Here is a 25,488-nt window from a genome sequence, read left to right on the forward strand (position 1 = left end):
GACTATGGCGCGTCAAACCCCTATCCATAAGTGTTAACAGGCCCTAACCTGATCCTCACTCCGGCCCATCGGTTCTTGCGCTTCATGACCATCCCCAACGAACCCCAGATCACGCCCCAGCTCGTCGCCGATCACGGCCTCAAGCCCGAGGAATACCAGAAAATCCTCGACCTCATCGGTCGCGAGCCGAGCTTCACCGAACTGGGCATCTTCTCGGCCATGTGGAACGAGCATTGCTCGTATAAAAGCTCGAAGAAATGGCTCAAGACCCTGCCCACCAAGGGCCCGCGGGTACTTCAGGGTCCCGGCGAGAACGCCGGTGTGGTCGATATTGGGGACGGACAGGCTGTCGTCTTCAAGATGGAAAGCCACAACCACCCGAGCTTCATCGAGCCCTACCAGGGCGCCGCGACCGGCGTCGGGGGCATTCTGCGCGACGTCTTCACCATGGGCGCCCGCCCCATCGCCGCGATGAATGCGCTGCGCTTCGGTGAACCCGACCACGAAAAGACAAAGCACCTCGTCTCCGGCGTGGTGGCCGGCGTCGGCGGCTATGGCAATTCCTTCGGCGTGCCCACCGTTGGCGGTGAGGTCCAGTTCGACGCGCGCTACAATGGCAATATCCTCGTCAACGCCTTCGCCGCGGGGCTGGCGGACGCCGACAAGATCTTCCTCTCCGAAGCCAAGGGCGTCGGCCTCCCCGTCGTCTATCTCGGCGCCAAGACCGGCCGCGACGGCGTCGGCGGCGCCACCATGGCCTCGGCCGAATTCGGCGACGACATCGAGGAAAAGCGCCCGACCGTCCAGGTCGGCGACCCCTTCACCGAAAAGCGCCTCCTTGAGGCCTGCCTCGAATTAATGGCCACCGGCGCGGTGATCGCCATTCAGGACATGGGCGCGGCGGGGCTCACCTGCTCGGCGGTCGAAATGGGCGCCAAGGGCGATCTCGGCGTCGAACTGAACCTCGACGCGGTCCCCGTCCGCGAAGAGAACATGACCGCCTACGAGATGATGCTCTCCGAGAGCCAGGAACGCATGCTCATGGTGCTCCACCCCGAAAAGGAAGCCGAAGCCCGCGCGGTCTTCGAAAAGTGGGAGCTCGATTTCGCCACCGTCGGCAAGACCACCGACGATTTGCGCTTCCGCGTCCTCTGGCAGGGCACCGAGGTCGCCAATCTCCCCATCAAGGAGTTGGGCGACGAGGCCCCCGAATATGACCGCCCCTGGGTCGCTCCCACCGTGCCCGCACCCATCGCGCCCGACGCCGTCCCGCAGATGGACGTCGCGGACGCCGTTCTGGGGCTCCTCAATTCCGCCAACCATTCCTCGCGCCGCTGGGTCTACGAGCAGTACGACACGCTCATCCAGGGCAATTCGCTCCAGACACCGGGCGGCGACGCCGGCGTCGTGCGGGTTGAGGGCCATCCGCAAAAGGCTCTCGCCTTTTCCTCGGACGTCAACCCGCGCTACTGCGAAGCCGACCCCTATGAGGGCGGCAAGCAGGCCGTCGCCGAATGCTGGCGCAACCTCATAGCGACCGGCGCCGAACCGCTGGCGGCCACCGACAACCTCAATTTCGGCAACCCCGAGCGCCCCGAAATCATGGGCCAGATTGTCCACGCCATCAAAGGCATCGGCGAAGCGTGCACCGCGCTCGAGTTCCCCATCGTGTCGGGCAATGTCTCGCTCTACAACGAAACCAATGGCCGCGGCATCCTGCCCACGCCGACAATCGCCGGTGTCGGCCTGATCCCCGACCACAAGCATATGGCCCGCAAGGGGTTCGCCACTGAAGGCGACGCCATCCTCCTCATCGGCGCCCCCGAAGGCTGGGGCACGCATCTTGGCCAGTCCGCCTATCTGCGCGACCTCCACGGCCGACGCGAAGGCACCGCGCCGCATGTCGATCTCGACGCCGAAAAGGCCACCGGTCACTTCGTCCTCTCGCTGATCCGCGAAGGTACGGCCACCGCTGTCCACGATCTTTCGGACGGCGGGCTCGGCCTGGGCCTCGCCGAAATGGCCATAGCGGGGAAAATCGGCGCGACCATCGACGCCGCTGATGGCAACCCGGTCGCCGCCTTCTTCGGCGAGGACCAGAACCGTTACCTCGTCACCGTCAGGGCGGAAGATGCCGAAAAGGTGATTGCGTCGGCCCCGGTTTCCGCAGTCCGCATCGGCAAAACGGGCGGCGAATCCTTGAAGCTCGGCGCCGCGCGCGCCATATCCGTCGCAGACCTTGCAGCGGCCTACGAGGGCTGGTTCCCGGCCTTTATGGGCGCTACAATCAATTAGTTAGTGAGCGTTTTGGCAAAAACGCGACCAGCGAACAGTTCAAGGAGCCTTACATGCCGATGGATGCAGCCGAAATCGAGGGCCTCATCAAAAAGGCGCTGCCCGATGCCAAGGTTGACATCCGCGATCTGGCCGGCGACGGCGATCACTACGCCGCCACGGTCGTATCCGAGGCCTTCCGCGGCAAATCCCGCGTGCAACAGCATCAGCTCGTCTATGCGGCTTTAAAGGGCGATATGGGCGGCAAACTGCACGCCCTCGCGCTGCAAACGAGCGTACCCGACTAGGGCCACGCCCAAAAGGAGGACCGCCGATGACCTTAAGGGACTCCCTCGACCTCATCAAAGCCGTGAACCCCGAAGGCGGCCAGGCGGTTCTCGAACACGAAATTCTCGCCGAGCGCGCCTCCTCGCTCAACGCCGCCGAAGCGCGCGTTCAAAAAACCATGGCCGCACTCCACGCCGAAAATGGCGACCGCCCCACCCTTCTGGCCGACGCACGCGAGGCGGTGTGGGCTTATTTCGTCCAACGCGAGCTTGTGGGCTTCAGGCGTCATCAGGACGTGATTGCGGCGTTCAACATCCCCCGCGAAGTGCTCAACGGCCTGGGGATGGTCCGGCGATAATGGCGCGGCACGTTCTGTTCGATGTCGATGGTGTGATCGTGCACGGCTATCACGCCAGAGAAGACTTGCGGCGCCCTTGGGACACACATATCGAAGCCGATCTCGGCATCTCCAAGGACGATTTCTTTCGGCATTTCATCGCCGCACGGCTCATTCCAGAGGTCCTGACAGGCAAAATCGGCCTCGTAAAGGCCCTGGAAGAAACGCTGCCGGAGCTCGGCTATACCGGCTCTCCCATGACGATCATCTCGTATTGGCTCACGCGCGACACGCAGCTCAACTACCCGTTGATCGAACGCATCAAGCAGCTACGCGCCAGCGGCGACGCCGACCTCTTCCTGGCGACCAATCAAGAGGATATTCGCGCCTTCTATCTCTGGAACACTCTCGGGCTGCAGCACATCTTCTCCGACATTCTTCACGCCGCAAGACTCGGCGCCACCAAACCTGACCCGGCCTTTTTCGAGCGGGCCGCCGCTCTCCTGCCGCCCTCCAACGAAAAGCCGCTCATGTTCGACGACGCCCCATCCGTCGTGGAAGCCGCACGTGAATTCGGATGGGAAGCCGTGCTTTATAACCATCTCGAGGATTTCACGGGCCACCCCTGGATCGCCGAGCGCATTACCTGAAGCATCGACGAGCAAAAAGCGCCTGTTCGGCTGATCGCGACCTGCCATCTCCCGCGGACAATCGAGGAAGGTTCGTCAGCAATCGTAGCCCTTGCCGCAAACTTATCCCCGTCTCCCAACCCCATGCCATACTTCTCCTCACGGCCGCACCAAGGGCGAGGATGCATACGAGCTTCCGGTGAGGGCAGGATTGGAGAGACGGGATGCGTGGGGCCGGGCCGAGGTTCCATTTGATCCCGCGGCGCTCCGGGATTGTCCGCCAGGCCGGTTCGGGTCCGATGGAGGTCGCTCCAGCGGAGGCCCAAAGGGTGCTCACTCGCGCCAAGGCGACACGTCCCCCGATGCGTCGGGCCAGGATCAGCGCGCCATACCCTCGAAAGAGGGAGGGGATCGTCCCCGGCGGGGTATCCATAAGCCGAAAATCCCGGACGTATGCGGCGAGGCGTGCCTCGCTATCTATAACTATCCAGTATGAGGCCACGTCTCGCCGCATACCGCCCTACCCTAAAGACCGAGGCTTCACGACCGTCGGGCACTCGACCGTGCCCAGGAAGCAGGTTCAGCGTCACGCCGCCCCTCGACATTGCCCTATCGATCCCCTATCTATCGGAAAACACCGATGAACCCCGTCTCCTCTCCGGGTGAGAAAGGTTAGAATTTCATGAGCGATATCAACAACTTCATCGACGAGAAGGTCAAGTCCAACGACGTCTTCCTGTTCATGAAGGGCACCCCGGACTTCCCCCAGTGCGGGTTCTCTGGCCAGGTTGTGCAGATTCTCAACTATCTCGGCGTCGAGTACGACTCCGCCAACGTGCTCGAAAGCGACGAACTGCGCCAGGGCATCAAGGACTATTCGAACTGGCCGACCATTCCCCAACTCTACGTGAAGGGTGAATTCGTCGGCGGTTGCGACATCATCCGCGAGATGTTCCAGGCAGGCGAACTCCAGAGCCACTTCGAGAACGCCGGCATTCCGGTCAAGCAGACCGCCTGAGGCCTGCCCCGGCCACACGGACTTGCCCTCAGGCACTTCGTGACGCTAACCTTGCGGCTCAAGTTTGCCTAGGGGGCCTCGTCCGTGAAAATCTTTATTATTTCAGCGCTTGGTGTCGTCGCCGGGCTCGCACTTGTCGTCTATCTGGCGTTTCAGTTCAGCCCGTGGCCCTCGGTACTGATCATTCGCCACGTGTTTTCCCAGGGCGACCGCACGGCCATGGATGCCCTCGAAAAGCACGTCCCGCCCGGCATCGCCGAGCGGCAGGATCTGGCCTATGGTGACGGATCGGACGAGATTTTTGATCTTTACTACCCTGCGGGTACGGATCGCCCGCTGCCAACGATAGTCTGGACGCATGGCGGCGCATGGGTTGCCGGCTCCAAGGAAGGCGTCGGCAACTACCTCAAGATTCTCGCGGGTCATGGCTATACAACCGTGGGCCTCGACTACACCACGGCACCGACCGCAACCTATCCCACTCCCGTCCATCAGGTGAACGCGGCCCTGGCTCATCTTGTGGCCAATGCGGACGAATACAACGTCGACCCCGATAACATCGTACTCGCCGGAGATTCGGCGGGCTCTCAGATCACGGCCCAGATCGCCAACATCGTGACCGCGCCCGATTATGCCCGGCTGATGGGCGTCACACCGGCGCTCGAGGCCAGCCAGCTTGATGGCGTATTGCTTTTTTGCGGCGCGTACGACCTCGCACAGGTCAATTTGAAGGGCAGTTTTTCGTGGTTCCTGCACACCGTCCTTTGGGCCTATACCGGCACCAAGGACTTCATGAATGACCCCGGCGTCGCCAGCGCGTCGGTGATCGATTATGTGACCGGGGAATTCCCCCGCACCCTGATAACGGCAGGAAACGGTGATCCGCTCGAGTCGCAGTCTGTTGCCTTTGCCGACAAGCTCGAATCGGTCGGCGTTTCGGTGGATTCGATATTCTATCCCGCCGATCACGAACCCTCGCTTCCCCACGAATACCAATTCGACCTCGATGAAGAGGATGGCAGGGCCGTGCTTGAACGTACCCTGACCTTCCTGGGAACGGCTCTGCCCGCTCCATCGGGCCAGTAGGGGGCCATGACAGCATCAGTCGGCGTGATGGCTGCCATTCGACATTTTCGTTTGGCAGCACGTCTCCTACAATTTATCGTCAATCGGCGATAAAAAGAGACTGGTCCGATGTCGACACTTTCCGCCACCCGCCCGCCGCTGCGCATTCCCCTGCCAATCCTCATCGTGGCCGGGTGCGTCATCGCCATGATCACCTTCGGCGTGCGCTCGACATCCGGGCTGTTCCAGGCACCGATGACGGCCGAGCTCGGCTGGTCGAGCACGGGCTTTTCCATGGCCTTCGCGGTCCAGAACCTCATCTGGGGCGCGGCACAACCCTTTGCGGGCGGTTTCGCCGATCGGTACGGCACAGGCCGCACGCTCGCCATCGGTGGCCTGATCTATGCTGCAGGCGCGGTACTCGCCGCCTTCAGCCCCAGCGTCGAGATCTTCACGCTTTCGGCTGGTGTCATCATGGGCGTCGGGATCGCGGCGACCTCCTTCGGCATCGTCATGGCCGCCTTTGGGCGAGCGGTGCCGCCGGAGAAGCGCTCGACCGTCTTCGGCATCGCCACCGCCGCCTCCTCGATGGGCCAATTCGTCTTCGCGCCGCTCGGTCAGGCGTTCATCAGCCAGTTCGGCTGGCAGACGGCGCTCGTCTATCTCGGCGCAATCCTCCTGCTCGTCGTGCCGCTTTCGATCACCCTGCGCGGCCGCACCGAAAGCGCACCGGGCAGCGCCGATCTGCCCTTCATGCAGGCCCTCGCCAAGGCGCTCGGCCACGGCTCGTATCGGCTTCTGGTGGTCGGCTTTTTCGTCTGCGGCTTCCACCTAGCCTTTATCACGGTCCACTTCCCGTCCTTCCTGATCCAGTGCGGCCTCAGCCCGGCAGTCGGCTCCTGGGCGCTGGCACTGATCGGACTGTTCAACGTCGTCGGATCGCTTCTTGCGGGCTGGCTGGGCGACCGCATGCCCAAGCGCTACCTGCTGTCGGCGATTTATTTCCTGCGTGCCGTCGGCACGATGGCCTTCCTGTTCCTGCCGATCACGGAGGCCTCGACCTATATCTACGCGGCTACTCTCGGCATTCTCTGGCTCGCCACCGTGCCGCCCACCGCGGGCCTCGTGAGCCTCTTCTTCGGCCCGCGCTATATGGGCATGCTCTATGGTGTCGCCTTCCTCTCGCACCAGATCGGCTCGTTCCTCGGCGTCTGGCTCGGCGGTTTTGTCTTCGATGCCACCGGAAACTATGACCTCGTCTGGTATCTCGGCATCATGATCGGCTTGGGCTCCGCACTCGTGCACCTGCCGATCAAGGAAAGGCCCGCCCCGCTCTTCCTCGCCCCGGCGCAGACGGCAGCCGAATAGATCGCATATTGTATGCTCTGAGCACGTTTTTTGGGTTGCCTTCGCCAACGCACGGGTTCAGAGTTCGATCTCAATGGCCGGGCCTCAACCCGGCCAAAACCGTTCGAGAATCCAATGACCACTTCAGCTGTTGCAAAGCGGGACGTTTCCCGCCCCGAATTCATTGCGCTGATCGCATCTCTGATGGCGCTCAACGCGCTTGCAATCGATGTCATGCTGCCGGCCCTGCCCAACATGGCCGAGGCGCTCAGCGTCGCCAGCGAAAACGAAGCGCAACTTGTTCTGGGCACCTACATGCTTGGCTTCGGCGCCGCTCAACTCCTCTTCGGCCCGCTCGCCGACCGTTTCGGGCGCCGTCCCCCGCTTCTTGTCGGCATGGTGATCTACATCACCGCCGCTGCGCTTGCTGTCGTCGCACCCAATTTCGGCACGCTGCTCGCGATGCGCTTCGTGCAGGGTTTGGGCGCTGCGAGCACCCGCGTCATCGCGGTTTCAGCGGTGCGTGACAAGTTCGGCGGCCGGGCGATGGCGGAAGTCATGTCGCTCGTATTCATGGTCTTCATGATCGTGCCGGTCGTAGCGCCATCGGTCGGCCAACTCCTGCTTGCGGCAGGACATTGGCAATGGATCTTCCTCTTCATGGCCGGACTTGCGGTCGTGATTTTCGTCTGGGTCTTCCTGCGCCTTCCCGAAACGCTCGCGCCCGAGAACCGCCGCAAGTTGCGCCTTGGAACCGTCATTGAAGGGTTCCGGCTGGTCTTCAGCAATGTGTCGGCCATGAGCTACGGGCTCGGCGGCGCTTTCATTTTCGGCGCCCTTTTCGGCTTCATCTCGACGTCGCAGCAGATTTATGTCGGGATTTACGAGACCGGCGCGCTGTTCCCCATCTACTTCGCGGCGGGCGCTGGCATCATGTCGGTGTCGTCCTACACCAACTCGATCATGGTGCGTAAGATCGGCATGCGCCGGCTGGCGCATGGTGCGCTGCTGTGCTTCATAACGTTCAGCCTGTTGTGGCTCGTCCTGGCGATGACGCTCGATGTACCGTTGTGGATGTTCTTCACCCTCGTGTCCGCCGCCATGTTCATGTTCGGCTGGACTGCGCCCAACATGAACGCGCTCGCCATGGAGCCGCTGGGCAACGTCGCGGGCACCGCATCCTCGGTCTTCGGCTTCATCCAGACCGCCGGCGGCGCTTTGCTGGGCACCTATATCGGCCAGCAATTCGACGGAACGCTGGTGCCGGTGGCTGCGGGTTATTTCATCTTGGGCCTGACGACCCTGATGCTGGTGCTCATCGCGGAAAAAGGCAGGCTCTTCGGCGTGGGCGACGCCTATAAGTCGGCGGCCTAGCCTTCGGCCAAGCGCGCCTTCACCTTGCGTAATGCGGCGGTCAGCGCTGCCGCATCCGCTCCTGTTAGCGCATCGGAGAATTCCGAATCGATGGCCGCGCGGTAGTGTGGCCACATGTCCGCGCGCTTTGCCCTGCCCGCTTCCGTAATGACTGCCAGCGCCCCACGCCGGTCCGTCGGGTCCGGCCTGCGCTCGACAAGCCCCTCGCCCGCCACGCGGTCGAGCAGCCTCGTCATGTTGTAGCGCTCGACGACGAGGCGCTCGGCAAGATCGCCAATGCGCATTTCGCCCCCGCCCCGCTCTAGCTCGAGGAGCAGATCGTACCAGGCCAGGGGCGGCTGCCCCGCCGCCTTGAGCTTTCCCTCGATCGCCCGCAACGCCATCGCGTGCGTCCGCAAAAGCTGGCTCCAGGCCAGACGCTGTCGTTCGTTATCCGTCATCGGTCACCTCTCCCGTTCACATTTAATTGCACTTGCAATCATTGTCCATGTTCTTATATATGCAAATGCAATCATAGCAATTGCAACCATAAGGAGATCATAATGACCAAGGAAGTTTCGCGTTCTGACCTCGCCCAGGCCATGCTGAGCAAGGAGCCGCCTATCGTGTTCGAAGCGCTGGACAAGAAATATTTCGACCACGGGCACCTGCCCGGGGCAATCATGATGCCGCCCGCGGAGGTCGTGGCCACAGCGCAGTCGTATGTGGCCCGCAAGAACGCCCCGGTCGTGATCTATTGCGCGTCCGACACCTGCGCAAACTCGCATGAAGCCGCCAGCGAACTCTCCGCCTTGGGCTATTCCAACATCGCCGTCTACACCGGCGGCAAGAAAGATTGGTCCGAGGCCGGACTCAAGCTCGAACGCTGAGACCGTCGGCTAAACCGTGAAAACCGTCTGACGCAGGACCTTCCAGCTCTCTGCGTCAGGCGCGATCAGAAGTCCGCCGTCATGGTGCTCGGGCCGATAGGCCGAGCCGTCGAACCGCGCCACATGCGCACCGGCTTCGGCCATCATAAGCGCCCCGGCCAGATGATCCCAGGGCATCAGCTTGTTGAACATCATGAAATGCAAATGGCCTCCGGCCCCTAGCCGGTATTCATGTCCCGCACAGCGATAGCCGGCAAACATCTGCACTTTCGCAAGATTGCCCAGAACGGTACTGCGCACACCCTGCGACAGATAGGATGTCGAGGCCACTCCACCCATTTCCTGCAAAGGCACGGCATGCGCAAATTTCTGACGCGCCCGCTTGCCGTCGGGACGGACATACCAGGTCCCGCATCCCTTCTCGGCCATCATCCAGTCATCGCCCACTGGATCGTAAATCACCCCCGAAACGGTTTCCCCCCGCTCAACGACTGCTGCCATCACCGCGAACAGCGGCAGCCCGGACGCGAAATTCCACGTCCCGTCCACCGGATCGATAAAGATCGTGGTGCCCTCTTCGAGGGATTGCGAAAGCAGACCAGGATCGGCCGCCACCGCTTCCTCCCCGATTACATTCACATGCGGAGAGGCTTGTGAAATCGCCTGCGTAATGGCGATCTCGGCCCGTTTGTCGGCCTCGGTTACCAGATCGTAGGGATGGGACTTGGCCTCGACGCTGCTCTCTTCGAGTTGCCGGAAACGGGGCATAATCTCCTGCCGCGCGGCGTCGCGCAGGATGTGCGCCAGCCTTTCGATATTCATTGTGTCCCCCTGGGCTGAGCCATCAGCCCGGCAAAGTCGAAAAGGCGCGTGTCGAGCATGTGGCTGGGATTGATATTGCCCAGTGCCCGGATCATCACGTCCTTGCGTCCCGGCATCTTGCGCTCGAAATCGTCGAGCATCGCCTTCATGGCGTTGCGCTGCAGCCCGTCCTGGCTCCCGCAAAGGTCGCAGGGAATAATCGGAAATTCGAGCGCCTCGGCGAACCGGGCAAGGTCGGCCTCGGCGCAAAACGCCAGCGGCCGCAAAACCTCGAGGTCCCCTTCGTCATTGAGCAGCTTGGGCGGCATCGCGGCGAGCTTGCCGCCGTGAAAAAGGTTCATGAAGAACGTCTCGAGAATGTCCTCGCGGTGGTGCCCCAGCACAAGCGCCGAACACCCCTCCTCGCGCGCAATACGATACAGATGCCCCCGCCGCAGCCGCGAGCACAGCGAACAATACGTGCATCCTTCGGGGAGCTTGTCGGTGACGATCGAATAGGTGTCCTGATATTCGATCCGGTGCGGAATGCCGTGCCGGTCAAGAAATTCGGGGAGGATGTGCTTGGGAAAGCCCGGCTGCCCCTGATCGAGGTTGCACGCCAGTATCTCGACCGGCAGAAGCCCGCGCCACTTGAGGTCCATGAGGATGGCAAGCAACCCGTAGCTGTCCTTGCCGCCCGAAAGCGCGACGAGCCATTTCTGCCCCGGCCGCACCATACCATAGGCCTCGAGCGCCTCGCGCGTGAGCCGGATCAACCGCTTCCGCAACTTGTTGAATTCCACCCCGCCCGGCGCATTGCGATAAAGGCTGTGCCCGCTGGCATCGTCATTGTCGAGAACAAGAGGTTCGGCGCTGCTCATGGTTCGCACTCCCTCGCGCAGCTGCTAGCGCCCCGCGCACAAAAAAAGCCCCGGGCATTGCTGCCCGCAGGCTTGATATAGGCTATCGCCTTAAGAAGAAAGCCCCGCAGGATGGATGCGCTCTCCGGGGCGCATGGGGGAGAACACAACCATCCATTGGGTGACGCATTTGAAGCCAGAGGAAACCTCTGCCCGATGCCGGAACCGCTCCCAATGCGCGCTCCGGCACACCACGGACCCTATGGCTCCCATCTTGTTGCGAATTAAATCTCCGGCGGGCAATTTGCCTCGAAAGCGATGAATCCTCGGTCACACGGGGTCACAATCCCGTTCATGAGCGCCGCGGAGGCCTTGCTTTAATTACTCCCTGACTCTTAGCTATTCGCACCGGTGACGCGCCGTCCGGGCGTTTCTCCACCCATCGACCACAAAGAGGACGCTAACGTGTTTCGTTCCTTCTTCCCTGTACCGCGCCTGTTCTTCGGCTCTGCCGTCGTCTGGTTCCTGCTCTTCCTGGCCCTGTGGTTTTTGGCCGGCCCTGCATTGCAATCCGTCCTCAGCCTCGGAGCATGGCTCGCAGTCGAACCCTCCGAATTCAATCCCGAGCCTTTTTTCAACGCGGACCGGATCTGGCTCTACCAATACGTGGTCATGGTTGCTTACGGCTTTTGCATTCCGTGGTTCTTCTATAAGCGCAATCACTGGTACTGGTGGAGCGTCGTCGGCTCGGTCACGATCCTCCTGTTCATCTATTTCCAGGTCCAGATCAGCGCCTGGCTCAACGACTGGTATGGCGACTTCTTCAACCTCGTGCAGGAAGCGCTGACCAATCCCGGAAACATCACGCTGGGGCAGTATTTCGGCGAGATGGTCACCGTCTCGGTTGTCCTCATCCCCAACATCATGGTTTCCGTGATCATCTCGTTCTATGCCGCGCACTATGTCTTCCGCTGGCGGCGCGCCATGAGCTTTTACTACATGAGCTTCTGGCAGGAATTGCGCTTCACCGAAGGCGCGGCCCAGCGCGTGCAGGAAGACACCATGCGCTTCGCCTCGATCGTGCAGGGTCTCGGCACCTCCTTCATCGGCTCGATGATCACGCTGATCGTCTTCCTGCCGCTGCTCTACAGCCTGTCCGAGCAGGTGGGCACGCTACCCATACTCGGGGACGTCGATGGCGGTCTCGTTTTTGTCGCGCTGATGTCCGCGATGTTCGGAACGGTAGTTCTGGCCCTCGCCGGCTACCGGCTGCCGGGCCTCGAATTCGAGAACCAGAAGGTCGAGGCCGCGCTGCGTAAGGAACTCGTCTATGGCGAGGACAATGCTGAACGCGCCGACCCCGTCTCGTTCCGCGAATTCTTCCAGGCCGTCCAGCGCAACTACTTCCGACTCTACAAGCACTACCTCTACTTCAACATCGTGCGCTACGCCTACCTCCAGGGCGCCAACTTCGTAACGCTGATCGCGCTTGGCCCCGCCATCGTCGCCGGCGCCATCACCCTGGGCGTCTACCAGCAGGTCTCAAACGCCTTCGACCGCGTGGAAAATTCCCTGCAGTACCTCGTCAATTCCTGGACCACGATCATCGAACTGATCTCGGTCTACAAGCGCCTGCGGGCCTTCGAAAGCCACATCCCGGCCGACCTCGAAGACCCCGACGCCGACTGGAACGAGGCCGTCGCCTGATCCAACAAAAAAGGCCGCCCAACCGGGCGGCCTTTTCCATAAGCTCTCGTCGCTTCGCTTAGCGCGAATAGAACTCGACCACGAGGTTCGGTTCCATCTGGACCGGATAGGGCACGTCCGACAGCGCGGGAACGCGCACATAGGTCGCGGTCATCTTGTTGTGGTCGGCGTCCACATAGTCCGGCACGTCCCGCTCGGCGAGCTGGGTGGCTTCGAGCACGATGGCGAGCTGCTTGGACTTTTCGCGCAATTCGATAACGTCGCCCGGCTGGCAGTTGTAGGACGGGATGTTGACCCGCTTGCCGTTGACCAGTACGTGGCCGTGATTGACGAACTGGCGCGCCGCGAAAACGGTCGGCACGAACTTCGCGCGGTAAACGATCGCGTCGAGGCGGCTTTCGAGAATGCCGATGAGGTTCTCGCCGGTGTCACCCTTGCGGCGGGCGGCTTCGGCATAAACGCGCTTGAAGGCCTTTTCGGTGATCGAGCCGTAATAGCCCTTGAGCTTCTGCTTGGCGCGCAGCTGCACACCGAAGTCCGAAAGCTTGCCCTTGCGGCGCTGGCCGTGCTGGCCGGGGCCATAGGCGCGCGTGTTGAGCGGGCTCTTGGGACGGCCCCAGACGTTCTCGCCCATGCGGCGATCGATTTTATACTTCTGCGAATGACGCTTTGACATCGCGTGTCCTTTTAAAATGACAGATAAAGACAGCGCCCTCCTCTGCCACGCTCGAAAGCGAGGCTGACAGACCGTACGAAAAAACGTCCTGCGGCTCGGAAAAAGAACCGAACCGGAAACGGCAAACCGACGGTCTCGGGTGCGTCCTGATGGGATAAGCCGATCAGGATGGCCGGTTTCTATGAGGCAACGGGCACAAAGTCAAGCGCAGCCGGCCTATTCGGTGCGGCCGCTGGCCTCCACCCTGTCGATCCGGCCCTGCTTGCGCTCACGCTGGAACACGTAGAGCCCCGAAGCGAAAATGATTGCGGTGCCGACCCACGTCCAGAGGTCCGGAAAATCGCCGAACACCACATAACCCACAATGGTCGCGCCTATGATCTCGAGATACTGGAACGGAGCCAGCGTCGAAGCCGGTGCGCGCCGGAACGCTTCCGCAAAGAGGAAGAACGTGAAGCCCGACCACATGCCCATGAAGAACAACTGCCCCCAGGGCCCTTGCGGATCGAATCCACCGCTGAGGCTGATGAGCTCGAAGTGTCCGAAGACCAAAAGTCCCGTTCCAATGATCGCCATGGCGATCAGCGAGAACCAGAACTGGATCGAAATCGCATCCATCGACCGCGAAAGCTTGCGGATGACGATGGCGTTTGAGGCGAACCCCGTCGCGGCGACGAGCGGCAAAAGCGACGCCCAGCCGAAGATGTCCCAGCTCGGCCGGATCACGATCACCGCACCAGTTAGCCCCACAACGACCGCCGCATAACGCCGCCACCCCGTCTTTTCGCCGAGCAGCAGGCTCGAAAGCACGGTGAGGATCAGCGGTTCGACAAAAAAGATCGCAATCGCCGTCGCGATCGGCATGGTGACGAACGCCCCGATCAGCGACGATAGCACCATCGCCATCGTCAGTCCGCCCATGACCATCAAGTGCCACGGCCCCCGTGCCAACCGCCGTCGCATGACCACGACGAAGAGCCCGAGGACCAGCATCTGAAATCCAAATCGCCAGAACGCGATCTCAAACGGACTGAGAACGCCGGTCAGGCTCTTGGACATGGCGTCGCTGATCGGCACAAGCAGCACCGCCGCGATCATGAACGCCATGCCGCTCTCAGGCGAATAGGTCTTTTCTGGAGCGGGAGCCGAAGATGAGCTGGTCATGCCGGACCTGAGCACAAACAGAGAGGATCAGACAACTAACATGTTGCCATCCGACGCTCAATCGTCGACCGGTCCCGTCCCCTTGCGTTGCCGATGGGGATTGGGCCGCTCGTGCCGCCTGTCGAGCGACGCGATCATCCCCCGCAGCGTCCGCACTTCCTGGTCGTTGAACCCGGCGCGGGCGAACATCGAGCGGATATTGTTCATCATCCCTGGCCGCTTGTCGGCAACTTTGAAATAGTTGGCCCTGTCGAGTGCCTCTCCCAACTGCTCGACAAGCCCCACAAGCTGCTCGCGCGGCGCCGGCGTGCCGGTATCGCCGCTGATCGGCAGCGGCGCATCGCTGAGCGCCGCCCGTCGCCATTCATATGCCAGAACCAGAACCGCCTGCGCGATATTGAGCGAGGCGAAGGCCGGCTCGACGGGCAGCGTCACGATGGCGTCGGCCAGCGCCACCTCTTCGTTGTTGAGCCCCCACCGCTCGCGGCCGAACAGAATGCCCGCCTTCTGCCCTGCCCCGATATGCGCCGCCATGCGGTCCGCCGCCTCATCGGGGCCGATCACCGGCTTGAACATCTCGCGGCTGCGCGCGGTCGTTGCATAAACGAGATTGAGATCGGCAATCGCTTCGGCCAACGTATCGAACACCTGCACCCGCTCGATCACATGATCGGCCTTCGCCGCCGCCGCCACGGCCTTGTCGTTCGGCCACCCGTCGCGGGGGGTTACCAGCCGCAGATCCCAGAGCCCGAAATTCGCCATCGCCCGCGCCGCCGCGCCGATATTCTCGCCAAGCTGCGGCTCGCACAGAATGATCGCCGGCGTGGGGCGAAAAACGAAATCCTTGCTCGTATCGGTACCGGCCATTGCGGGCTGTCTCCTTGGTCTGGCGCCCCGCTTACGCTGCACAGCACGGCAAATCAAGATTGCCAGCAATGCGCCTCCATGCCAGCTTGGCGCGATGACGACCCGCCCCATCATCGACACCCAGGCCACCTGCTCCTGCGGCGCAACCACCCTGACCGTAAAAGGTCCGGTCCTTTCGATGCTCCTGTGCGCCTGTCTCGACTGCCAGAAGGAAACCGGCACCGGGCATTCCGCGGTCGCACTCGTCAAAGCCGTCGACGTCACCACCTCCGGAACGCTATTGGCCTTTTCCCGCCCCGCCGCCTCCGGCGCGACGACAACGCGCCATTTCTGCCCGCAATGCGGTGTCACGCTCTACGCACAATCCTCCCGCGCGCCGCAAACCATGCTTGTTCCGGCCGGGCTTCTTGGCGGCGACTGGTTCAATCCCAATCAGGTGATCTTCGCGCGCAGCCACACCGAATGGGATACACTCCCCGAAACGATTCCCCACTACGAGACCTACAGGGAGGGTCTATAACCAATGTTCGCATCCGGACGATGCCTGTGCGGCGCCATCACATTTACCGTCGAAAACCCTCCCTTGCGCATGGCCCAGTGCCATTGCGAGCAATGCCGCCGCTCGACCGGCACCGGCCATATCGTCCAGGCCTTCTTCAAGCGCGAGGACGTCGCAGTAAAGGGTACGACCGCGACCTATAAATCTACAGCCGACTCCGGTTTTGAGCGCACCCGGCACTTCTGCCCCAATTGCGGCTCCCGCCTTTTCGCCGAAAACGCCAAGAACCCCGCCGTTATCGGCATAGCGGCGGGCGCCTTCGACGATTCGAGCTGGTTCAAGCCCATGGTCAACCTCTATGCCAGCCAGCGCCCGGTCTGGGACATCGTCGATCCCGAGATCGAGTCTCACGCCGAGATGTAGATGAGCCTCGCCTCCGAAGAACTGGCCGAACGCATCCGCGTCCAACTCGCCAACCGCCCCAATATCGTTGAGAAAAAGATGTTCGGCGGCATCGCCTTCATGGTCGACGGCAATATGCTCGTCGGCCCCATGAAGGACGGCAGCCTTCTTGTCCGCGTCGGCAAGGACGGCTATGAGGCCGCCCTCGCCCAACCCGGCTGCAACCCGATGACCATGGGCGAAAAGACCATGTCGGGCTTTGTCGAGGTCGACGGCGACTTCATCGAGGACGACGACACCCTCGCGGAGTGGATCGTCCGCGCGTGGGACTTCGTGAAGACGCTGCCGCCGAAGTGATCAGACCGCGCTGAACACCAGCGAGGCATTCACCCCACCGAACCCGAACGAGTTCGAAAGCACGTGCTTAAGCGGCTTTTGTTTCGGCGTGTTGGGCACCAGATCGAATTTGTCTGCTACAGGATCCGGTTCCTCGAGATTAAGCGAGGCGGGAATGGTCTGGTCGCGCAAGGCCATCACAGAATAAACTGCCTCAATGCCGCCGGCAGCACCCAGCAGATGCCCCGTGGAGGACTTGGTCGAGGTCACGGCAAGCGACTTTCCGCGTGCTCCGAACACGCCCGAAATCGCCGCAATCTCCGCCGCATCGCCAACTTCGGTCGAGGTGCTGTGTGCGTTGATATAATCCACTTCGTCTGGCGAAATCCCCGCCATCTTGAGCGCATGCCGCATCGCCACCTGCGCCCCCAACCCCTCGGGATGCCCCGCCGTCAGGTGATAGGCATCCGCCGATGTCCCATACCCCGAAAGCACCGCCAGCGGCGTCGCCCCGCGCTTTTGCGCATGGCTGAGCCTTTCTATCACGATCATGGCAGCGCCCTCGGACAATACGAACCCGGCCCGCTTCGCATCGAACGGCCGCGACGCTTCTTCGGGCGCATCGTTGTAGCTCGTGCACAACGCCCGAGCGGCGGCGAATCCGCCAATTGAGATCGGGTCGACCGAGCCTTCGGCCCCGCCACACACGACGACATCGGCTTCCCCCGTATGGATCAGCCGCAGCCCGTCCCCGATCGCCTGCGCCGACGCCGCGCACGCGGTTACCGGCGTCCCGATCGGGCCGGTGAACCCATACCGGATCGAAACCCACCCCGCCGCAAGATTGGCGAGAAACGCCGGAACGGTGAACGGCGACAAGCGTCGTGGCCCCTTTTCGGCAATCGTCTGCGCGGTCTGCGCCATGATCGGCGACCCGCCGACGCCCGAAGCGATAATCGTCGCCGTCGCTGCCTTGTCCTCGTCACTCTCGGGCATCCACCCGGCCTGCTCCAGCGCCTCCTGCGCGGCACCAAGGCCATACTGGATGAAGACATCCATCTTCTTGACGTCCTTTGGGTCGATGAAATCGGTCGGATCGAACCCCTTCTCGTCCCGCGATTTGGACGGCACCAGCCCCGCGATCTGCGAAGCGAACGCGCTCACATCGAACCGGTCGTTGCGTACGATCCCGCTCTTGCCCGCAAGCAACCGTTCCCAATTGGTGGCAACGCCCACCCCGAGCGGGCTCACGGCGCCCATACCGGTTATGACAACCGGATCATCGCTTTGCATCGAAAGTCTCCATCAATGGTTGTGGATAGATAATGCGGTCAGGCGTTCATGCGTTCTTGCTCGCCCGCCGTCAGCGCCCGCAGCCCGCTCAGGAAATCCTCCGGCCCAGGGTCGGCAACAAGCGCCCGCAATTCGACCTGCGATTCCCGCCAAAGCGGCAAAATCTCTTCGAGGAGATCCGCACCCTTCTCGGTCAACTCGTAGTGCCGGACATTCCCCTTATCGGGCCGCGCGACGACCACAAGCTCGCGCTTCCGCAGCGGCTCGAGATTGCGCAGGAGCGTCGTTCTATCCATCGAAATCCGCGCCGCCATCGCATTGACGGACATGCGCGGCGAGTTCCGCACTGTCATCAGAACGGTGAACTGCACAACGGAAATCCCGAACGGCCGCAAAACCTTGTCATACCGCCGCGTCAGCGCGCGGGCCGCCATCACGGTGTTGAGCACAAGGCAATCGAAGAAGGCATAGGTCATGGTGGCAAACTATAGTGCAGTTACACAATGTGTAAATACACTATCTTTGGCTCTCCGCTCCACCGCGCCTCGGCAAGGCCCCCTTCGCGGCGCGAGACTTTGCGCCTTTTGAATGCTCTGCTATAGGGGCGCAGATTTCGGCTGACCGCCCGTCAGCCGCCATTTCACCATTGGAGCGACCTGTTCTCAGCCCGAACGGGACGCTCCGGGACACATTGCGCGCCGAGGAGCAAAATTTATGAGCAAGATCAAAGTCGCCAACCCCGTCGTCGAGCTCGACGGCGACGAGATGACCCGCATCATCTGGCAGGCCATCAAGGACAAGCTGATCCACCCCTATCTCGACATCGATCTTGAATATTACGACCTCAGCGTCGAAAACCGCGACGCCACCGACGACCAGGTCACCGTCGACTCGGCCAACGCCATTAAAAAGCACGGCGTCGGCGTCAAATGCGCCACCATCACCCCCGACGAAGCCCGCGTCGAGGAATTCGGCCTCAAGAAGATGTGGCGCTCGCCCAACGGCACCATCCGCAACATCCTCGGCGGCGTGATCTTCCGCGAGCCCATCATCTGCAAGAACGTCCCGCGCCTCGTGCCCGGCTGGACCCAGCCCATCATCGTCGGCCGTCACGCCTTCGGCGATCAGTACCGCGCTACCGACTTCAAGTTCCCCGGCAAGGGCAAGCTGACGATGAAGTTCGTGGGCGAGGACGGCACCGAGATCGAGCACGAAGTGTTCGACGCGCCCGCTGCCGGCGTCGCCATGGGCATGTACAACCTCGACGAATCCATCCGCGACTTCGCCCGCGCCTCGATGAACTACGCGCTCGGCCGCGGCGTCCCTTGCTACCTCTCGACCAAGAACACCATCCTCAAGGTCTATGACGGCCGCTTCAAGGATATCTTCCAGGAAATCTACGAGACCGAATTCAAGGACAAGTTCGAAGCCAAGAAGATCTGGTACGAACACCGTCTGATCGACGACATGGTCGCCGCCGCGCTCAAGTGGTCGGGTGGATATGTCTGGGCCTGCAAAAACTATGACGGCGACGTCCAGTCCGATACGGTCGCGCAGGGCTTCGGTTCGCTGGGCCTCATGACCTCGGTTCTGATGACCCCGGACGGAAAGACGGTGGAAGCCGAAGCCGCCCACGGCACGGTGACCCGTCACTACCGTCAGCATCAGGAGGGCAAGGAAACCTCGACCAATTCCTGCGCTTCGATCTTCGCCTGGACCCGTGGCCTCGCCCATCGCGCCAAGCTCGACGATAACGCCGAACTCGCGAAATTCGCCGAGACGCTCGAAAAGGTCGTCGTCGACACCATCGAAGGCGGCCAGATGACCAAGGACCTCGCGCTTCTCGTCGGCCCGGACCAGCCCTGGCTTACCACCATGGGCTTCCTCGATGCCATCGATGAGAACCTGCAGAAGGCCATGGCGTAAAGCCATCGCGACATTGAACGCGAAAGCCGCCCTCACCAGGGCGGCTTTTTTGTCCGCCCCCTTTGACAGAGGCGCCGCCGCGGGCCAGCGCCGAGGAACGCGATCGCCTCGGCACCGTCAGCGCATTGCCGCGCGAATACCCGGGCTGGTGGCCCACACCACCCCTCGCTGCACCTTTCTGGGGGTACGCGCTGCCCGCAGCTTTCTCCGTTTCCACAAAAATGCCATATTGACGCCACCTCCAAAGCCCAAGTATGACGTAAGCGTCAATGCGGGAACCTATGGAGGAATGGTTGCCGGATCGACCTTCGACCAAGGGGACGGCCACAAACCCAGTGACCGCAGGAGGGCAATATGAGACTTGATTACTTGGCCGGCGCGATTTCGGCAGCAGCACTTGGTGTGTTCGGCGCCGGGGCGGCATATGCCGGCGGGCTTGAGGCCAATGGCTACGATTGGGATCTTCTCTTTGATCCCGGCACCTACGCAGCGCGCGCCTCCACGAGCTACGTGCATGTGAACCACGAGATCTCCAACACCGCTTACGACCCGAGTGGCGGCACCGTCGCCAGTTCGCTGGACCGCGTCTATTTCAACGTCGGCGCGAAAGGCGATCTCTTCGACAACACGTCCTGCCTCGTCTCCGCCCAGAACCCCTGGGGGTCGGGCACAGAGCGCGATACGACCTACGCGGCGGTAACCACCCAGGCCGCGCGCGAGCGGCTGCATTCGATCGACCTGGGCCTCACATGCGCCTTTGGCATCGAACTTGGCGCCGGCGTCGTAAGCGTCATCGGCGGCATTTCGGCACAGCAACTGCGCTATGAGGCCGATATCCCGACCTCCCCGACGACCACGACGCCTCTCTCCATCGACGGTTGGGGCACCGGCTGGCGGGCCGGTGTCGCCTATGAGATCGAGGAATACGCGCTGCGCGTGAGCGCCATCTACAACGCCGCGGTCGACCACAACCTCAATGGCTCGGCCTTCGGCGGCGACGCGACCGCCGACGTCACGGCGCCACAGACCGTCGAGATCAAGGCACAGACCGGCATTGCTCCGGGCTGGCTCGCAATGGCGTCTGTCAAATGGATCGACTGGTCCATTATCGAAACCCTCGACGTCGATACGCTCGCGGGAACGATTTCATCGGACTATTTCTACCGCGACGGTTGGGCCGTCTCTGCCGGCATTGGCCATCAACTCACGCCGGACCTGACGGTGCTCGGCCGCGTGACCTGGGACCGCGGCACGTCGACCCCCGGCGACAGCGATGTCCTGGTCGCCGGCTCCCAAACCGACCGCTGGGGCCTGACTCTGGGCGCGGCCTACGACGCGGCCGAAGGCGTGCAGTTCTCCGGCGGGGTTTCACTGAGCACACTGGCCGACGGCACCAACGCCGCCGGCGAAAGCTGGGACCGCGGCTACGTGCTCGCCGTAAGCGGCGGGTTCAAGGGCACGTTCTAGGTCAGCCCGCAATTCCTCCTCGACCAAAAGGGGCCGTCCCATGGGACGGCCCTTCTTTTTGCGCAGCGGCTCAAAAATGCGCGAACGGGCATATTGCCCGCGCCGTCGGCCGCTTCCATAAGCCCAAGGGTCAGACATAAACGCCGCCCCCGTGGAGAAAACCCTACGCGCCGGCCAGTTGCGCCCTGATCGCGGCGATGGCGTCGGCAGCCTTGCTGCCGTCCGGCCCGCCGGCCTGCGCCATGTCGGGCCGCCCGCCGCCGCCCTTGCCTCCGAGTGCGCCCGAACCGAGCCGCACCAGATCGACGGCGCTGACTTTGCCCGTGAGATCCTCGCTCACGCCGACCGCGATCCCGGCCTTGCCGTCCTCGGTCACGCCCACGATCGCGACGATACCCGATCCGACCTGCTTTTTACCCTGATCGACGAGACCGCGCAGGTCCTTGGGCTGTAGCCCCTCGACCACGCGGCCCAGAAAGGTCAACCCGTTGATCTCTTCGGCAGCCGCACCGCCCGGGGCGCCACTGCCGCCCATGGCGAGCTTCTGGCGCGCGTCGGCAAGCTGACGCTCGAGTTGACGGCGCTCCTCGATCAGCGCTTCAACGCGCGACACCGCGTCGCGCGGCGTGACCTTGAGAGCGGCGGCCACGGCGCGCAACTGCGCGTCCTGCTCTTCGAGATAGGCCCGTGCGCCATCCGCCGTGAGCGCCTCCACACGCCGCACCCCGGCGGCGACGGAGGTTTCCTGGATAATGGTGACAAGCCCGATCTCACCGGTGCGCTTGACATGGGTGCCGCCGCACAGCTCCATCGAATAGGTCTTGCCCGCCCTGCTCCCCTCGAGCGCGGTGCCCATCGATACCACGCGCACCTCATCGCCATACTTCTCGCCGAAAAGCGCCATGGCGCCCGCTTCAATAGCGTCATCGACCGCCATCAGCCGCGTTTCGACCGGCGCATTCTGCAGCACGATCGCGTTGGCCATGCGCTCGACATCCTTGAGCTCCGCCTCGCTCATCGGCTTGGTATGCGAGAAATCGAACCGCAGGCGGTCCGGCGCGACGAGCGATCCTTTCTGCGCCACATGCGACCCCAACACCTCACGCAGCGCTTCGTGCAGGAGGTGCGTCGCGGAATGGTTTGCGCGGATGGCGGTACGGCGTGCGTGGTCGACGCTGAGCGTCAGCGCGTCGCCGACCGCAAGCGAGCCCTCGGCTACCCTGACGCGATGCGCATAAACGCCGCCAGGCTGCTTGGTCGTATCGAGCACCTCGGCCCGGCTTCCCTCGCCGGCAACTGTGCCCGTGTCGCCCACCTGTCCGCCGCTTTCCCCGTAGAACGGCGTCTGATTGAGAACGACGAACCCCTCTTCGCCCGCCTTCAACGCGTCGACCGCCTGTCCGTCCTTGACCAGCGCGACGATGGCGCCGTCGCTGCTCTCGGTTTCATAACCCAGGAATTCGGTCGCACCATGCTTTTCGGCGATCTCGAACCAGACGGCACTGGTTGCGGCCTCACCCGAGCCGGCCCAGTTCTTGCGGGCTTCGGCCTTTTGCGCCGCCATGGCGGTATCGAACCCGCTCTGTTCGACCGTGATCCCGCGCGTGCGCAGCGCGTCCTGAGTCAGATCGAGCGGAAAGCCGTATGTGTCATAGAGCTTGAAGGCGGTTTCGCCGGCCAGCGTATCGCCCTCACCGAGCCCGGCCGTTTCGTCTTCGAGGATCTGCAGCCCGCGGCTCAGCGTCTTGAGGAAGCGCTCCTCTTCGAGCCGGATGGTTTCCGAAATCATCGCCTCGCCCTGGACGAGCTCCGGATACGCCTGCCCCATTTCCCTTACCAGCGCCGGCACGAGCTTGAAGATCGTGGGCCCGCTGGTGCCCAGAAGCGTCGCGTGCCGCATCGCCCGGCGCATGATACGCCGCAGTACGTATCCGCGCCCCTCATTGGCCGGCAGCACGCCCTCGGCGACGAGGAACGCCATCGAGCGCAAGTGGTCCGCGATGACGCGATAGGACGCGACCGTCTCGGCCGTCGGTCCCTTGCCGATCGCAGAGGCAGCCGCATCGATGATGTGATCGAACATATCCGTCTCGAAGACGCTGTCGACGCCCTGCAGAATCGAAGCCATGCGCTCGAGCCCCATGCCCGTGTCGATCGATGGCCGCGGCAGCGGTTCGGTCGATCCGTCCTCGGCCTGCTCGTACTGCATGAAGACGAGGTTCCAGAACTCGAGGAAACGGTCACCGTCCTCCTCGGCCGACCCCGGAGGGCCGCCCCAGATATGCTCACCCCGATCGATGAAGATTTCCGAGCACGGACCGCAAGGCCCGGTGTCGCCCATCGTCCAGAAATTGTCCGACGTCGGAATGCGGATAATGCGGTCGTCCGAGAACCCCGCCACCTTCTTCCAGTATTCCGCCGCCTCGTCGTCGGTATGATAGACGGTCACCAGGAGCTTGTCGGCCGGCAGACCGAATTCCTTGGTGACGAGCGTCCAGGCGAACTCGATCGCCTCGGCCTTAAAATAATCCCCGAACGAAAAATTTCCCAGCATCTCGAAGAAGGTGAGATGTCGTGCGGTAAACCCGACATTGTCGAGATCGTTGTGCTTTCCGCCCGCACGCACGCATTTCTGGCTCGTCGTCGCGCGATTGTAGGGACGCTTTTCAAGACCGGTGAAGACGTTCTTGAACTGCACCATCCCCGCATTGGTGAACATCAGCGTCGGATCGTTGCGCGGCACGAGCGGGCTCGATGCGACGACTTCGTGCCCGTTGCGCGCGAAATAGTCCAGAAATGTCGAACGGATGTCGTTTACGCTAGTCATTATCGGATCCGAGAAGATGAATACGGCGAAAACCGCCTGAGACGCTGGAACAGCCTTCTATCGTCATCACAGCGCAAGCGCAATGCGTGCAGAGCCGCCGCCCGCCCGCAATTCCTGTCATTTTGCCCCGCCCGCAAAAAAGGCACCGGTTGCCCGGCGCCTTAAACTGCTGCTGCCATTTCGGATGCGGTCCGGATCAGTCCTCGCTCGACCCCGAATCCTCGCCCGCCTCGATCAGATCCTGCGCCAAAAGGCCCGCGCTTTCGCGCACCCCTGCCTCGATCTGCTGGGAGATATCGGGGTTGTCCTTCAAGAACTGCCGCGCATTCTCGCGCCCCTGCCCAAGCCGCTGGCTGTCATAGGAGAACCACGACCCCGACTTTTCGACGATCCCGGTCTTCACCCCAAGGTCGAGCAATTCACCGGTCTTGGAAATACCCTCGCCATACATGATGTCGAATTCGACCTGGCGGAACGGCGGCGCCATCTTGTTCTTGACCACCTTGACGCGGGTCTGGTTGCCCACCACTTCATCGCGGTCCTTGATCGAGCCGATGCGGCGGATATCGAGGCGCACCGAGGAATAGAACTTCAATGCGTTGCCGCCTGTCGTCGTTTCGGGCGAACCGAACATCACCCCGATCTTCATGCGGATCTGGTTGATGAAGATGACCATCGCCTTGGACCGCGAGATCGACGCCGTCAGCTTGCGCATCGCCTGGCTCATCAGCCGCGCTTGCAGTCCCGGCAGCGAGTCGCCCATCTCGCCTTCGAGTTCGGCACGCGGCGTCAGCGCCGCCACCGAGTCGACGACAAGGATATCGATGGCCCCGGACCGCACCAGCGTATCCGCGATCTCGAGCGCCTGCTCGCCCGCGTCGGGCTGCGAAATCAGAAGATCGTCGACATTCACCCCGAGCTTGCGCGCATAGGACGGGTCGAGCGCGTGTTCGGCATCGACGAACGCGCAAATCCCGCCGGCCTTCTGCGCCTCGGCGACCACATGCAGCGCCAGTGTCGTCTTGCCCGAGCTTTCCGGCCCGAAAATCTCGATGATACGCCCGCGCGGCAGCCCACCGATCCCGAGCGCGATATCGAGCCCCAGCGATCCGGTGGAAACGGATTCGACATTGACGGCTGTGTTTTCCCCCAGCCGCATGATCGAACCCTTGCCGAAATTTCGCTCGATCTGCCCCAGAGCCGCCTCGAGCGCCTTGTTTTTATCCATGGACCCTTCCACCACGCGAAGCTGTGAAGCCGACATAACTTCTCTCCTTATTTCACCTTAGGCCGGTGCAGGCAACGCGCCGGTGTGTCCTCAACAGAATTTCATTTTGTATTTGTTTTGTTCTCATAATTTGCCGCCGCCCGTCAAGTACAAAATGTGAACATTTCGCGGATTGGAGTGCCGTCAGGCCACAATCGTCGGCCCCGTATACAAAGGAACGCACCGGGATTTGGA

At 62.3% G+C, this 25,488-nt stretch carries 25 protein-coding genes; 15 read left to right on the plus strand and 10 right to left on the minus strand.

The features are described 5' to 3' along the window. Positions 1 to 84 precede the first annotated feature (84 nt). The 8 genes from purL (at position 85) to LSG43_RS08685 (ending at position 8,332) form a co-directional block, all read left to right on the plus strand. Positions 85 to 2,295 (plus strand): phosphoribosylformylglycinamidine synthase subunit PurL, encoded by a 2,211-nt coding sequence (gene purL, locus LSG43_RS08650; RefSeq protein WP_231803141.1) that lies wholly within the window; start codon positions 85 to 87, stop codon positions 2,293 to 2,295. Between the two features lie 53 nt (positions 2,296 to 2,348). Then, positions 2,349 to 2,582 carry a BolA family protein gene (locus tag LSG43_RS08655; protein WP_231803143.1) on the plus strand — a complete coding sequence of 78 codons (234 nt, stop codon included), beginning with the start codon at positions 2,349 to 2,351 and terminating at the stop codon, positions 2,580 to 2,582. Between the two features lie 26 nt (positions 2,583 to 2,608). Further along, complete coding sequence (locus tag LSG43_RS08660) at positions 2,609 to 2,920, plus strand: DUF6665 family protein (protein ID WP_231803145.1); 312 nt, start codon at positions 2,609 to 2,611, stop codon at positions 2,918 to 2,920. After that, positions 2,920 to 3,549 (plus strand): HAD-IA family hydrolase, encoded by a 630-nt coding sequence (locus tag LSG43_RS08665; RefSeq protein ID WP_231803147.1) that lies wholly within the window; start codon positions 2,920 to 2,922, stop codon positions 3,547 to 3,549. Before LSG43_RS08660 ends, LSG43_RS08665 begins: the two co-directional genes overlap by 1 nt. 661 nt (positions 3,550 to 4,210) lie before the next feature. Continuing rightward, positions 4,211 to 4,546, plus strand: a complete 336-nt coding sequence (gene grxD / locus LSG43_RS08670; RefSeq protein ID WP_231803149.1) for a Grx4 family monothiol glutaredoxin — start codon at positions 4,211 to 4,213, stop codon at positions 4,544 to 4,546. A gap of 84 nt (positions 4,547 to 4,630) precedes the next feature. Further along, the gene (locus LSG43_RS08675; RefSeq protein ID WP_231803151.1) at positions 4,631 to 5,632 is read left to right on the plus strand and encodes an alpha/beta hydrolase; all 1,002 of its coding nucleotides are present in this window, start codon (positions 4,631 to 4,633) and stop codon (positions 5,630 to 5,632) included. Between the two features lie 108 nt (positions 5,633 to 5,740). Next, complete coding sequence (locus tag LSG43_RS08680) at positions 5,741 to 6,979, plus strand: MFS transporter (protein WP_231803153.1); 1,239 nt, start codon at positions 5,741 to 5,743, stop codon at positions 6,977 to 6,979. Positions 6,980 to 7,093: 114 nt separating this feature from the next. Continuing rightward, positions 7,094 to 8,332, plus strand: a complete 1,239-nt coding sequence (locus LSG43_RS08685) for a multidrug effflux MFS transporter (RefSeq protein WP_231803155.1) — start codon at positions 7,094 to 7,096, stop codon at positions 8,330 to 8,332. On the opposite strand, the gene LSG43_RS08690 is transcribed toward LSG43_RS08685, so the two are convergent. After that, complete coding sequence (locus LSG43_RS08690) at positions 8,329 to 8,772, minus strand: MarR family winged helix-turn-helix transcriptional regulator (protein WP_304622648.1); 444 nt, start codon at positions 8,770 to 8,772, stop codon at positions 8,329 to 8,331. The genes LSG43_RS08685 and LSG43_RS08690 overlap by 4 nt on opposite strands. Before the next feature lie 102 nt (positions 8,773 to 8,874). On the opposite strand from LSG43_RS08690, the gene LSG43_RS08695 reads away from it, so the two are divergent. After that, entirely contained in the window at positions 8,875 to 9,201 is a 327-nt protein-coding gene (locus tag LSG43_RS08695) for a rhodanese-like domain-containing protein (RefSeq protein ID WP_231803157.1), read from the plus strand. A 9-nt stretch (positions 9,202 to 9,210) separates the two neighbouring features. On the opposite strand, the gene LSG43_RS08700 is transcribed toward LSG43_RS08695, so the two are convergent. Then, the gene (locus LSG43_RS08700; protein ID WP_231803159.1) at positions 9,211 to 10,023 is read right to left on the minus strand and encodes an inositol monophosphatase family protein; all 813 of its coding nucleotides are present in this window, start codon (positions 10,021 to 10,023) and stop codon (positions 9,211 to 9,213) included. After that, a complete protein-coding gene (ttcA, locus tag LSG43_RS08705) occupies positions 10,020 to 10,883 on the minus strand; it encodes a tRNA 2-thiocytidine(32) synthetase TtcA (protein ID WP_231803161.1) in 864 nt (287 codons plus the stop codon). The genes LSG43_RS08700 and ttcA overlap by 4 nt, the downstream gene beginning before the upstream one ends. A gap of 444 nt (positions 10,884 to 11,327) precedes the next feature. Here ttcA and sbmA point away from each other — a divergent pair, with 444 nt between their 5' ends. Continuing rightward, a complete protein-coding gene (gene sbmA, locus LSG43_RS08710) occupies positions 11,328 to 12,569 on the plus strand; it encodes a peptide antibiotic transporter SbmA (RefSeq protein ID WP_231803163.1) in 1,242 nt (413 codons plus the stop codon). 58 nt (positions 12,570 to 12,627) lie between these two features. Here the strand turns inward: sbmA and rpsD are convergent, their stop codons facing one another. The 3 genes from rpsD to LSG43_RS08725 form a co-directional block, all read right to left on the minus strand. Then, positions 12,628 to 13,245, minus strand: coding sequence for a 30S ribosomal protein S4 (rpsD, locus tag LSG43_RS08715; protein WP_231803165.1), 618 nt, complete (start codon positions 13,243 to 13,245; stop codon positions 12,628 to 12,630). 216 nt (positions 13,246 to 13,461) lie between these two features. Next, positions 13,462 to 14,409, minus strand: coding sequence for a DMT family transporter (locus LSG43_RS08720; RefSeq protein ID WP_231803167.1), 948 nt, complete (start codon positions 14,407 to 14,409; stop codon positions 13,462 to 13,464). 57 nt (positions 14,410 to 14,466) lie between these two features. After that, positions 14,467 to 15,276 (minus strand): RNA methyltransferase, encoded by an 810-nt coding sequence (locus LSG43_RS08725; RefSeq protein ID WP_231803169.1) that lies wholly within the window; start codon positions 15,274 to 15,276, stop codon positions 14,467 to 14,469. A 94-nt stretch (positions 15,277 to 15,370) separates the two neighbouring features. On the opposite strand from LSG43_RS08725, the gene LSG43_RS08730 reads away from it, so the two are divergent. From LSG43_RS08730 to LSG43_RS08740, 3 genes are read left to right on the plus strand one after another with little or no spacing between them, the layout of a single operon-like run. Further along, positions 15,371 to 15,796: a GFA family protein gene (locus LSG43_RS08730; RefSeq protein ID WP_231803171.1), complete on the plus strand. Its 426-nt coding sequence runs from the start codon at positions 15,371 to 15,373 to the stop codon at positions 15,794 to 15,796. Positions 15,797 to 15,799: 3 nt separating this feature from the next. Beyond that, a complete protein-coding gene (locus LSG43_RS08735; RefSeq protein WP_231803173.1) occupies positions 15,800 to 16,198 on the plus strand; it encodes a GFA family protein in 399 nt (132 codons plus the stop codon). Continuing rightward, on the plus strand, positions 16,199 to 16,534 hold the full coding sequence (locus tag LSG43_RS08740) for a TfoX/Sxy family protein (protein WP_231803175.1): 336 nt from the start codon (positions 16,199 to 16,201) through the stop codon (positions 16,532 to 16,534). On the opposite strand, the gene fabF is transcribed toward LSG43_RS08740, so the two are convergent. After that, positions 16,535 to 17,806, minus strand: a complete 1,272-nt coding sequence (fabF, locus tag LSG43_RS08745; RefSeq protein ID WP_231803177.1) for a beta-ketoacyl-ACP synthase II — start codon at positions 17,804 to 17,806, stop codon at positions 16,535 to 16,537. A gap of 38 nt (positions 17,807 to 17,844) precedes the next feature. Continuing rightward, complete coding sequence (locus tag LSG43_RS08750) at positions 17,845 to 18,282, minus strand: MarR family winged helix-turn-helix transcriptional regulator (protein ID WP_231803179.1); 438 nt, start codon at positions 18,280 to 18,282, stop codon at positions 17,845 to 17,847. A gap of 238 nt (positions 18,283 to 18,520) precedes the next feature. Between LSG43_RS08750 and LSG43_RS08755 the strand changes: the two genes are divergently transcribed. Together LSG43_RS08755 and LSG43_RS08760 are read left to right on the plus strand one after the other, a co-directional pair. Further along, a complete protein-coding gene (locus LSG43_RS08755) occupies positions 18,521 to 19,732 on the plus strand; it encodes an NADP-dependent isocitrate dehydrogenase (RefSeq protein ID WP_231803181.1) in 1,212 nt (403 codons plus the stop codon). A 354-nt stretch (positions 19,733 to 20,086) separates the two neighbouring features. Continuing rightward, positions 20,087 to 21,199: an OmpP1/FadL family transporter gene (locus LSG43_RS08760; RefSeq protein WP_231803183.1), complete on the plus strand. Its 1,113-nt coding sequence runs from the start codon at positions 20,087 to 20,089 to the stop codon at positions 21,197 to 21,199. 163 nt (positions 21,200 to 21,362) lie between these two features. Here LSG43_RS08760 and alaS read toward each other — a convergent pair whose 3' ends face one another. Together alaS and recA are read right to left on the minus strand one after the other, a co-directional pair. Next, positions 21,363 to 24,026 carry an alanine--tRNA ligase gene (gene alaS / locus LSG43_RS08765; RefSeq protein WP_231803185.1) on the minus strand — a complete coding sequence of 888 codons (2,664 nt, stop codon included), beginning with the start codon at positions 24,024 to 24,026 and terminating at the stop codon, positions 21,363 to 21,365. 196 nt (positions 24,027 to 24,222) lie between these two features. Then, positions 24,223 to 25,290, minus strand: coding sequence for a recombinase RecA (recA, locus tag LSG43_RS08770; protein ID WP_231803187.1), 1,068 nt, complete (start codon positions 25,288 to 25,290; stop codon positions 24,223 to 24,225). Positions 25,291 to 25,488 lie beyond the last annotated feature (198 nt).

Origin of the sequence: Pelagibacterium xiamenense (assembly GCF_021166475.1) — a bacterium.
GTDB lineage: Bacteria > Pseudomonadota > Alphaproteobacteria > Rhizobiales > Devosiaceae > Pelagibacterium > Pelagibacterium xiamenense.